Source organism: Paenibacillus glacialis, from assembly GCF_001637205.1.
GTDB classification, from domain to species: domain Bacteria; phylum Bacillota; class Bacilli; order Paenibacillales; family Paenibacillaceae; genus Paenibacillus_AQ; species Paenibacillus_AQ glacialis.
Genome location: NZ_LVJH01000029.1, coordinates 237,097 through 247,714 on the forward strand (window position 1 = coordinate 237,097; position 10,618 = coordinate 247,714).

The 10,618-nt window shown below is 39.1% G+C and carries 10 protein-coding genes and 3 pseudogenes; 8 read left to right on the top strand and 5 right to left on the bottom strand.

The annotated features are described in order from the left end of the window. Positions 1 to 35: 35 nt before the first annotated feature. Positions 36 to 545, bottom strand: a complete 510-nt coding sequence (locus PGLA_RS17095; protein WP_211269569.1) for an alpha/beta fold hydrolase — start codon at positions 543 to 545, stop codon at positions 36 to 38. 182 nt (positions 546 to 727) lie between these two features. Here PGLA_RS17095 and PGLA_RS17100 point away from each other — a divergent pair, with 182 nt between their 5' ends. Continuing rightward, complete coding sequence (locus PGLA_RS17100; protein ID WP_068535059.1) at positions 728 to 1,222, top strand: flavin reductase family protein; 495 nt, start codon at positions 728 to 730, stop codon at positions 1,220 to 1,222. 97 nt (positions 1,223 to 1,319) lie between these two features. Next, complete coding sequence (locus PGLA_RS17105; protein ID WP_068535062.1) at positions 1,320 to 2,069, top strand: AAA family ATPase; 750 nt, start codon at positions 1,320 to 1,322, stop codon at positions 2,067 to 2,069. Between the two features lie 355 nt (positions 2,070 to 2,424). Here PGLA_RS17105 and PGLA_RS17110 read toward each other — a convergent pair. Then, positions 2,425 to 3,564: pseudogene (locus PGLA_RS17110) on the bottom strand (agmatine deiminase family protein). Positions 3,565 to 3,639: 75 nt separating this feature from the next. Further along, the gene (locus tag PGLA_RS17115) at positions 3,640 to 4,467 is read right to left on the bottom strand and encodes a MerR family transcriptional regulator (RefSeq protein WP_068535065.1); all 828 of its coding nucleotides are present in this window, start codon (positions 4,465 to 4,467) and stop codon (positions 3,640 to 3,642) included. Between the two features lie 993 nt (positions 4,468 to 5,460). Here PGLA_RS17115 and PGLA_RS17120 point away from each other — a divergent pair. The 3 genes and pseudogenes from PGLA_RS17120 to PGLA_RS26970 form a co-directional block, all read left to right on the top strand. Continuing rightward, on the top strand, positions 5,461 to 5,673 hold the full coding sequence (locus tag PGLA_RS17120; RefSeq protein WP_211269570.1) for an S-layer homology domain-containing protein: 213 nt from the start codon (positions 5,461 to 5,463) through the stop codon (positions 5,671 to 5,673). A 346-nt stretch (positions 5,674 to 6,019) separates the two neighbouring features. After that, the gene (locus PGLA_RS17125; RefSeq protein WP_084411186.1) at positions 6,020 to 6,298 is read left to right on the top strand and encodes an alpha/beta-type small acid-soluble spore protein; all 279 of its coding nucleotides are present in this window, start codon (positions 6,020 to 6,022) and stop codon (positions 6,296 to 6,298) included. A gap of 47 nt (positions 6,299 to 6,345) precedes the next feature. Further along, a pseudogene (locus PGLA_RS26970) lies at positions 6,346 to 6,542 on the top strand (ATP-binding protein); the annotation flags it as partial. 360 nt (positions 6,543 to 6,902) lie between these two features. Here the strand turns inward: PGLA_RS26970 and PGLA_RS29805 are convergent. Then, complete coding sequence (locus PGLA_RS29805) at positions 6,903 to 7,079, bottom strand: helix-turn-helix domain-containing protein (RefSeq protein ID WP_084411188.1); 177 nt, start codon at positions 7,077 to 7,079, stop codon at positions 6,903 to 6,905. 186 nt (positions 7,080 to 7,265) lie between these two features. Here PGLA_RS29805 and PGLA_RS17130 point away from each other — a divergent pair, with 186 nt between their 5' ends. Next, complete coding sequence (locus PGLA_RS17130; RefSeq protein WP_068535073.1) at positions 7,266 to 8,156, top strand: aminoglycoside phosphotransferase family protein; 891 nt, start codon at positions 7,266 to 7,268, stop codon at positions 8,154 to 8,156. Positions 8,157 to 8,174: 18 nt separating this feature from the next. Continuing rightward, positions 8,175 to 8,483 (top strand): hypothetical protein, encoded by a 309-nt coding sequence (locus tag PGLA_RS17135; protein WP_068535076.1) that lies wholly within the window; start codon positions 8,175 to 8,177, stop codon positions 8,481 to 8,483. A 262-nt stretch (positions 8,484 to 8,745) separates the two neighbouring features. Here PGLA_RS17135 and PGLA_RS17140 read toward each other — a convergent pair. Next, a pseudogene (locus PGLA_RS17140) lies at positions 8,746 to 9,944 on the bottom strand (IS110 family RNA-guided transposase). Between the two features lie 461 nt (positions 9,945 to 10,405). On the opposite strand from PGLA_RS17140, the gene PGLA_RS17145 reads away from it, so the two are divergent. Next, positions 10,406 to 10,618 (top strand): hypothetical protein (locus PGLA_RS17145; RefSeq protein ID WP_068535078.1); only part of this gene is annotated, 213 nt, incomplete at its 3' end.

Sequence of the window (10,618 nt, forward strand, 5' to 3'; positions counted from 1 at the left end):
TCCTTTTTTCCAATTATCATGTTGTCTCCCAGCACTTAATACAATGACAAGTAATTGTGGTGCTCCTGTAATTGGATGCTACTATCTCCTGTATTTAGTAATTCCGAATATGCGGATTTATAAGCACTTGATCGATAACCCAATGCACGAGCTTTCTTCAGTATCTCAGGAGGTAGTCGCTTGGAGCCAATATGCATTCTCATCAGACGAGGTATAGCTGTGGAATCCACCAATACCAATCCCATGACTTCATCCGGGTACGTGGCGGCAAATAATCTCATGATCATTCCACCGTAGGAGTGTCCAACAAGCAAGAATGGTGGCTTCCGGTCAAGCGTAGTTAATAACAAATGAAGATCATCTACATATTGTTGGTAGGTGGGTTCTGAAAGAGATGGCGTACTCCAGCCAAATCCCGCACGGTCATAAGTGATAACAGTCGCCATTTCAGATAGTTCGGGTTGAACATGACACCAATCTAGTGAACAACCACCCATTCCTGACTCCAATATAATGGTCGGGGAGCCTTCCCCTAATAAGTTCACATAGGTAGAAATCAGATGATTAAAAGAGAAACTTTTTCAAGTGATTTTCCTATTTTTAATATCGAGTAAGAGGATTTAAACAATCGCATGAATATGTTAAACTGAATGATAGTGATTACAAAGATGAATCGATGATTGCATCACGATTATAATAATACATACATTGAAAGGTGTTGGAGAGAATGGATAACAGTACGAATGTATCACGATTCAAAGAAGTCATGGGGAATTACCCTACTGGAGTGACCGTCGTAACAACCGTTGATGAACAAGGCGTTCCGCTAGGACTTACCGTTAATTCATTTGCTTCTGTATCTTTAGATCCTTTACTTATCTTATGGTCCATTGACAAGAGAGTTTCGACGTATCAGACGTTTATAAATACGGAGAAATTCGCTGTACATGTACTATCTGCCGACCAAGGTGACCTATGTTCGTTATTTGCAAGTAAAGATACTGACCGATTCGGAAATTGCGAATGGAAGTTATCCGAGCAGAATCTTCCGATTATTGCAGGTGCTTCTGGTGTGATGCAATGTAAGACGTTCAAAACCATTGAAGCGGGTGACCATACGATTTTGATAGGTGAAGTCACAGCGATTGAAAGTGAAAACAAAGAACCACTTTTATATCACAAACGTAAATTTGGGAAAATTCCTGACGAGTTCTATATTTAATCTATAAAGAGCATGAAATGGTGACCTTCCTCCTACTGCGGTAGGAGGTTTCTTTCTATCAATTAGAGTGTCATGAAGTGACTTGAAAGGAGACCATATGCCGTTCTTGAAGAGAATTGATCTAGATTGGGATAACGTGCCACCCGCGGATGAACATCAATTTCCATTTCAAATGCCTGTGTTACGTAGCTTAAGTAGGTTACAGTTAGAGAGTAACGTAACTTTCGTTACGGGAGAGAATGGTTCAGGTAAATCCACGTTACTGGAATCCATTGGACTTAAGTGTGGGTTTAGTATATTGGGTGGCAAAGATCTCGTTATTCAGAAGAAGAAGGATAATGTATCGCTCGCCTCTATCATGAAGTTAAGCTGGATGCCCAAAGTCAACAGTGGGTTATATTTCCGTGCTGAAACATTTGATGCTTTTGCTAACTATATCGATGAGTTAGCGGAAGACCCTTTTGTAGGGAGGTCAGCGTATCGTCCATATGGTGGGAAGTCTTTAAACGAACGTTCTCACGGACAAGCCTTTTTGACCTTTTTCAACAATCGATTAGATAAGAAGGGGCTGTACTTGCTAGATGAACCAGAGTCGGCTTTATCCCCGCAGAGTCAGTTATCTTTTTTGAGGCTGATTTGGGAGTTGGAACACAGTGGACAGGCTCAATTCATTATCGCGACACATTCTCCGATACTTATGGCATACCCTCATGCTCAAATATTACATTTCTCAGAGTCATCCATAGAACCGATACAATATGAAGAGACAGAACATTATAGCTTGACTCGAGATTTCTTGAATCATCGTGATCGGTATTTCGACATGTTGTTCTTAGATGATGAGTGAGAATTCTCTTGAATCAAACGATGATTGAAGTGTAGCCAACTCAAGTTGAATCTCTATAAAAGGAAGTATTGATTCTTAATTAAGGATTCATCGCGGACAACCGGAAACTTGAAGTTACTTCGAGTTATTTACTTGAGGTTAAGGTAAGGGGTGGTGAAGATGAATCGGGGTGAACCGTACCACAAGTAACGGCGAAATTTTGGACTAGAAGAATGTCGGGTCGTGGGATGAAGCTAAACAGGATAGAGCGGGGGAGGAAAAAAAGCCCGATTAGCATATTTATTATTGCTAATGCGGGCGATGATACTTGCCAGTTTCGAGTTCAAATATTAGAAATAAACTGAAATAAACGCGATCACTTTAAATTGACGGGTTGTTGTTGTGTAACACAATGAATCATACCGCCATCTTTATAAAGTTCTCTCACGTCAATTCCAATAACCTTACGGTCAGGGTATAGTTTCTGAATTGTATCGTTTGCTATTTTGTCATTAGGATCATTATAATTTGGAACTAATACAACGGTATTTCCAATGTAATAATTGATATATGAACCTCTGTACCCCAAATTCTTTCCGTTATCTAACACGACATTGTTTTTGGTAATTGGTAAATACACAACTTGATAAGGCTTGTCAAAGGCATTCTTAGCGTTCATTAATGTGTTAATATCCTTATTGGAGACGCCCCACTCTTCTAAATCCTCTTCTTTCATTGTAATCAGCGTAGACTTATTATAAAACTTAGCAAAACCATCAATATGGAAATCTGTAATATCCAGACCTGGCACACCATCTAACCAAATAAAATTCGTAGCGCCAAGATTTTCTTCGATCACTTCTTCAATTTCTGCTTCTGATAATTTAGGATTTCTATTCTTGTTCGTAACCGCACTACGTGTCGATAAAAATGTACCATTGCCATCTAATTCAAATGCGCCGCCTTCAAGTACGACTTCATTGAGATCGATGCGTTCCATACCCAACTGTTTGCTGAGTTTGTTCGCAATGGAGGCATCCTTTTTATACGGCGTTTTCTTGCCCCAGCCATTAAATCCTCAGTCCATCAGTTTCAGATTTTTATCTTGGTCATATACAAAGATCGGAGCGGTATCTCTTGCCCATACATCGTCCGTAGGAATAATGTAGAAGTCGATTTTGTCCATATTTAGGCCCTCATCATATAGAAGATCATAAATATATTCTTTTTCGTATTTATCGTAGGCAATAATATGAACATTTTCCCCTTCACTTAGAGCGCTTGCCATCTCGATCCAAATGGATTCAAGATTTTCTTTATGTCCATTACCATAGGTAAAGTTATGAGGCCATTGCAACCAAGTACCTTCATGCTTGCTGCTCTCATCAGGCATGGTGTAGTAGCCTACATTTTGTTTTTTCATGTTTTGACCCTCATCCGCTTTACTTTGCGCACACCCTAATAAGATCCCAGCCGTTAATAAAGCTCCAGTGCACAATACAATCATCTTATTCATGTCCAAATCTCCTTAAGTTCTAGTTGCTTTCTCTTGATGTAGAATAAGCTTTGACATTGTGTCAAGGTCAAGCCATTATTGTCTTGATTCGTTAATGATGGGAAAACAGACTTGTGTCACATACTCTTCCACAGGGCAATCACATTCTGAACCTTTTAAATAAGTTTCATAAGGCGGACCATCCAAATCATAGCCATTGCTTTCTATCCATTCTTCAAGAGCGATATGCGCGTATCCGATATAGTCATAACTTCCGATATGCAAGGTAGTAGCAATAAGCTTTTTGGGGAGTGTTCTGATTTGCCAATCACATGATGCCTCTTCGTCACTCATATGCACGATTGGGATTATCAATTCAATATCGCGATGATCTGGGGTATATTCTTCATCGAAAAAAATAGCAGACGGAACACCAAGTAAGTGAATACTGCTCTCTTCTGCTTTTTCGTATAAGGAATCAATATACTTGTCCATGTTATCAATATTCATCTTCACTCTTTGACTTAGGACACGGATCTCATTTCTCATGCCGAGCAGGATATCATAAGATCTTCGTTCGCCTGGAACAAAATCCACCTTGTCGTCGATCATCTCTTGCATTTCTGCAATAATCTGTTTAAATCTATTCATCTCATTTGATAATTCATTGATTTTCGAGTGAATCAATCCGGTCAACGATTCCCTATCTGATGTCTGAAGGATCGTTCTAATTTCCGGCAGGGAGAATCGATATTCTTTCAGTTTCTTGATCCATAATGCCGTCTCTAATTGACTCTTCTCATAATATCTATACCCGTTCGTTGTATCTACATGTACTGGTTTTAAGAGTTCATCCTTATCATAGTGTCGTAACATACGTGCACTCATTTTGCACAGTTGTGAAAATCTGCTGATCGTGTACATATTTCTCTCTTCCTTCGTATGGTATTTAACCATTATATTATTCTAATACATACGATTCATACAATTATTCGCCAATAAACTATTATGTGTACAATGGTTGAAAATTCCACTATTTAATGCAATAATCACCGGATGAGATAAACAGAAATAAATTCTACAACGCTGCTCGGTTATGACAAATACTTTTCAACGGCGTATATGCAGCGAAGGGCTGTCTAGGATTTGGCGGCAAGGGTAAGATAATTGGTTCCTCAACATTTCTTTTTTTTGCGCATAATGTTGAATTTTTTATAAAAGATGATTTTGCTCCGAATAATCACACTGCACTTAGAACAATTGATGAATTAAATCAGCGCCTCTTTAATAGATATGGGAAAACACTTGCCTCGTCCTCTTTTCTACATGGCAAAGTACTGCAAATAATGTTTATGCCTATGCATTATGCACAAGATGTTGACCCTTCTGGATTTACTTTAGACAGGAAAAAGAATATGTCTACAGTGATAGTTATGTTGATACAGATACGGTAATTATTCGATATGCTGTAAATCTAGATGAACTGCTGTCTGCTATGATGAATGCTAATGATAAAAATATAGAATCTGCATACTTTTTGGAGCTAATACATCCTTTAAAAAAATATTTGCAATCTTCTTTTGCAGAATTGGAGTCGGCGGTTAATAAGGATTCTTCACTAAAAAAGAAGTTGGCGTCTTTACCGTCGAGCAAGATTATTATTATTATTATTCTGATATGGCGCCTAGTTTCCAAATGGAATCACTGAATTTTGTGAAGGCAAGGAAATCCTGCTCCTTCCGAATGTAGTAAAGATGGATGGAAATCTGTCTCATAGACAACAAAGACACCCCAATCGGGTGCCTCTCGATTTCGCTCTCTAAATGATATGCTGAACCATATCACAAATATGGCGAAACGTTCAAACCGAATCAGACGATAACCAGAGCGGAAATAGTAGCTATGCATTCAAAAGTAATGAACACGAATTTCGTGAAAAATTCGAAGTTCAAGGATGTTTTAGGTCACTGGGCAGAGGCAGAGATTGATACATTATCCGATATGGGGATCATAAAGGGTACGACGGACGGTTTATTCAAACCGAACGCTAATGCTACAAGATCTGAATCGTTACTCTTGATCCTACGCATGCTGAATGCCAGTCTTGATCATTCGCTAGATGTAGAATAGAAGAATAGAGTTACTTGAATTCGGCAGGTGCTGGTCAAACGGTATCTGCTGTTTTTGTATGCGGTTAAGGTAGATACAAAAAATGGTATAGGAAAATTGGGGCATCGGTATCATTGGCGAGTGTGACGTCAACGGCACCTTATTGGGAAGTGACGGGAGCCTTACACTTACGGTTAGGCAAATCGATGGGGGGAGAACATAGGTTTTCTTCATATTTTCGCATTTAAAGTGATACGGAGCCCGTATCACAAGTAAGCACAAGGTTAGGATTTTTTTTAGCATCATATTCTCCAAAAGTTCTGGGTATGTTAGAACAAGACATCGAGGGAAAAGGGAGTGTAGCATGATGGCAAGAAGAAAGAGAAGATATGTGGTGCCAGGAGTGGAAAAGGGGATGCAGGCTTTCAAAGCAGACGTAATGAAACGCGAAGGATATGCGGTTGATCCGAATCTACCCGACGACGTGAAATACGAAGTGGCTAAGGAGCTTGGTGTATCTCTGCATCCAGGTGACAATGGAGGTCTGACTACAGAATCGGTCGGACAAGTCGGCGGTAAAATTGGAGGCGCCATGGTACGGGAAATGATCCGTCTCGCACAAGAGCAATTAGCGAACAGAAAGTAGACCTAAAGACTTCCGAGAAAGCGGTACTATTCGGGTTCATTTTGCGACTCTCCGAAATAAATAAAAAGAATATATTGAGCCTTTTTATCGTGTAGACAAATCACGCTCCCGTCAGATCGGAGGTGCAGGCTTAGGACTTTCGATTGTTGACAGCATTATCAAAAAGCATAATGGTACGCTTACTGTTACTGTTACTGATAATGAAGATGGCGGAACTTGCTTTAATGTAATCTTCAATATATAGCAGTTCGTTTAATGATTCACTGTTAGAGTGATATGGTGAACCCTATCATAAATGAGCCGAATAGATAAACGAAGTATACTTTAATCCAGTCGCGTTTGAGTAATGAGAATGTGCTTCGATTACCGGACCCTAAGGATTCCGAGGTGTTGAAGTCGTTTTTTTGGTGATCACCGTGATTGATGCTACCTTGCGACGAAGTATTCATCATGATCAAATTGAATATCTGCCCTCACTTATAAGCATAGGTGAGGGCTGTTTTGGCTATACATTCATTGAATCAAATACGAAGTGTCTAGAGAATGAAGCACCAGCGATGAACCTGACCACAACTCTTTCGGATGAAGTTCATAATAATACTTATCAACCTTTAGGATGTAATTCATCTCTTCTTAGCGTGTGCAATAAGCGAAAAAAAGTTGTTTTATTTAGCTCAAGCTGTACAGAAATTACAATCAATTTCATATAACGCTTTTCCTTTAAAAGATCTAATATTTGAAGTCCTTTTTTCAAACTGGAAATTTCATATCCGGAAATCATGCTCACCTCAATTCATTTATAGCTTATAATAGCTCATTAATAACATCAAAAATCGCTTGTTTTGTTTCACTATGTGAAATTTCACATAACTCTGGTAACTTAACATAATAGTGTAACAAGAATTTCGGGTTTATGGTAAAATGTCTGTGGTAAATAAAAATTGTGGATAGTTGGAGATAGAATTTAATGAATCATATTGACGTTGATTTAGTTGCAAGATTAATACATGAACAATTTCCTGAATGGTCTGATCTAGATATCAGACCTGTAAAGTATAGTGGGAATGATAATAGAACGTTTCATTTAGGTGAGCATATGAGCGTAAGGTTACCTAGTGCAGTATCCTATGTTCCTCAAGTGGAGAAAGAACAGTTATGGCTACCCATATTAAACAAAGAACTTACGTTACCCATTTCAACACCATTAGCTAAAGGTAATCCTAGTGAAGAATATCCATGGCCATGGTCTATCAATACGTGGTTAGAGGGAGAATCATTGTCTCACAACAATATGAATGATCTTAATCAATTTGCAAGAGACTTGGGGACATTTTTAATTAAATTGCAATCTATTGATGCTAGTGGAGGTCCTTTAGCAGGGAAGCATAATTTTTATAGAGGTGGATCTATAGCTGTATACGATGAAGAGGCTAGAAATGCAATTGAGAATAATAAAGATACTTTGAATGAAGATCTATTGAAAGAAATTTGGGGACTCGCATTAGATTCTAAATGGGATTCAGAACCTGTGTGGCTTCATGGTGATATAGCACCTGGAAATATCCTGGTTCAGGATGGCAAGCTTTGTGCAGTCATCGATTTCGGGATATTGGGTGTAGGAGATCCTGCGTGTGATGCTGCAATGGCATGGACATTTTTTGATAGAAATAGTAGAAAGACATTCAAGAATGTATTGAATATGGATGAAGGAACTTGGAACAGAGCAAGAGGATGGGCCCTATGGAAGGCTTTAATAACATACAATGGTAATAAAAATTCTAACCAAGCAATAGCAGAAGAATCATATCATGTTATTAATATCATCATAGATGATTACGAATCAGAGAAAATAGACTAGAAATTTGGAGGCACATCAATGAGTCAACGCTATCGAATTACAAGAGCATTACAGGAAAATGGAAATGTGGCGCAAACCATATCTTTGGAAGAGTGTAAACAGTATTTCTCGTCCAAAGCTGATTTTTCTTATACAACAGTTTATACGGTGACAGGTTCAACTAGCATGTCCATTGAGGGCGATTTTTTCATGTGGAGTTACAACGATACTAAGATCCCATTCAGATATTATCAGGGGGATATTTACGTATCCGGTACCAATGAAGCCGTAATCCCTATTATGATTGAAGTTGCAGGCGAATTAGGGGCGGATGTGCTAGAAGGGTAATTTCTTCAATACTTGTTGAAGGAATTGTCACAGCTGCGGCTTTACCGTGCACTGAAGTATATCATATTGAATTAACGGTACTCTATAGTGTAAAGATAACAGGCTGCCAGCATCATCGGCAGTCTTTATTCAACTATACCAGCTAATAGCTTGTCAACATACCAGTAAAGTGAAGCCATATCATGTGATATAGTTAAAATAAACATGCCAAATAACCCTCCAGTTCAAGCAACGATTTGGAAGGTTAAACCAATTATTTTAGTTAAGCTGGACGGAATGCCTTCTTACTTTTCAAGATGGCATGTAGCCAATGAACTAGCTTATTTGCACATGCGACCAATGCCACTTTATGTGGTTTTCCCTCTGTTCTTTTGCGTTCATAAAATTCTTTGAGCCGAGTGTTTCGAGAACGGATAAGTCCACATTGAACAGCCATCACCAGCGCGTAACGTAGCTGCCTTGAACCGCGTTTCGTGATTCGATTTCGAGTTGCTGTAAACTTACCTGAAGAAAAGACACTTGGGTCAATGCCTGCAAAGGCAACTAGCTTTTTAGGATTATCAATTCGGTCGACTTCTCCAATTTCAGATAAAATTGTTGCCGCAATTTTATGTCCAATACCGGGAATTGACTGAATTAAATCAATTTCTTCAGCCAGAGCATCTATGTTCTGTTCCAATCCTGTAAGATGCTCTTGATACTGAAGAATGAGGGTAATAAGGACTTTCAAATTAATTAAGTGGCTTGCGTACATGGTTTGGTGAAATGGGTTTTGTTTTGCCGCATCTAGCAGCCGTTGAACGCTTTGGTTAATCCAGTCCTCTGAACGTCCTCGTTTCGAAGAGAGAAGTTCTTTCATTTTAACTTTGAGTGTATCTTCGTCGTCTGCAAAACCGAATATGAGGTTGGGAACTGACTTAAAAACCGTAGCGAAATACCTGAATACATAGATCCAAAGACACCTTTGTAAGCAGGGAAAACTTGATCTAGAACAGCTTGGAATTGCAGTTTAGTCTGTACACACATCTTTGAAAGAGACTCATATTGCCTTGTTAAATAGCGTAGATTGAGCAGTTGCACACCCCTTTTTTTAAAAGGTCCAAACTCTTCTTTGTAGTACAACTCTCCCAACAGATAAGCGTCAGCAGCATCTGTCTGTACTTTACGAAGCTGAGACTTCCTAAGCCGATTTGATATGAGCGGATTAATGACAATGTAAATATAGTGATGCTCTTCTAGGAACTGAACAACGGGGCTTTGGTAATGTCCGGTTGCTTCTAGAATAAGTAAAGGACGTTGTTTGGATACAGACTCAACGTCCTTTAAAACTTGATGGAGATTCGCTAGACCATCACGAGTGTGCTGGAAATGGAACGTCCCTCTGAATGGGTTTCCGCGCTCTAAAAAGGCTTGTCCATGGCTTTCTTCTTTAGAAATATCTAGACCGATAACTGGATTCATTTCATCTCTCCCTGTATGTGTAGATTTACTGGCAGCCCCTACGTTTTCCTCTTGTCGCTCCATAGCATCGCTTGTTATACGGGATCTTACGTCCCAACCAGCCTCAATCATGGTCATGACAAGTAGGGGTGAACATTATAGTGCTCGGGATCAAGTCCCACGGGCAGGTACGTTCGACCAGGCTACCTTAATCCTTTATGCAAATGAAAAAAGGATCAACCAGAAAGAACTGGTTGATCTCATAATACGAACGGGCAGGATAGTTTAACTGAAACAACTTACATAATTTTCCGTATTAATAGTATTGGATACTTTAGATAAGGAGCTGTTGGCGTGGCAAAACTATTATTTGACCCAATGAAACATCCCAAATGGATTCCACCGCAGACTAAGGCAATGATAGATCGTTTTATTGTGAACTAATCTTCATTTATCTTAATTGGAAAAGAGGTTTTGAATCAATGAATAGCAATATTATTTGGGGGATAGTATTATTAGCGCTGAGTTTGTTTCTTAAGCCATTATTGGCGATTGTGGGGCTGAATGAAAGGTTGTTCGGATTGCACTGGCAAGGTGAAACTGTGTTTTCATTGAGTCCATTCTTAGTTCGGATTATTCTAGCAGTAATTGGGATTATCATGCTTATCATCGGCGGTATGCAAGTTGCAAAGCAG

Excerpts from the sequence above, each read along its gene's own strand:
- PGLA_RS17130 (WP_068535073.1), top strand. The coding sequence starts at position 7,266 with ATGAATCATATTGACGTTGATTTAGTTGCAAGATTAATACATGAACAA.
- PGLA_RS29805 (WP_084411188.1), bottom strand. The coding sequence starts at position 7,079 with ATGATTTCCGGATATGAAATTTCCAGTTTGAAAAAAGGACTTCAAATA.
- PGLA_RS17100 (WP_068535059.1), top strand. The coding sequence starts at position 728 with ATGGATAACAGTACGAATGTATCACGATTCAAAGAAGTCATGGGGAAT.
- PGLA_RS17125 (WP_084411186.1), top strand. The coding sequence starts at position 6,020 with ATGGCAAGAAGAAAGAGAAGATATGTGGTGCCAGGAGTGGAAAAGGGG.
- PGLA_RS17115 (WP_068535065.1), bottom strand. The coding sequence starts at position 4,467 with ATGTACACGATCAGCAGATTTTCACAACTGTGCAAAATGAGTGCACGT.
- PGLA_RS17135 (WP_068535076.1), top strand. The coding sequence starts at position 8,175 with ATGAGTCAACGCTATCGAATTACAAGAGCATTACAGGAAAATGGAAAT.
- PGLA_RS17105 (WP_068535062.1), top strand. The coding sequence starts at position 1,320 with ATGCCGTTCTTGAAGAGAATTGATCTAGATTGGGATAACGTGCCACCC.
- PGLA_RS17120 (WP_211269570.1), top strand. The coding sequence starts at position 5,461 with ATGAACACGAATTTCGTGAAAAATTCGAAGTTCAAGGATGTTTTAGGT.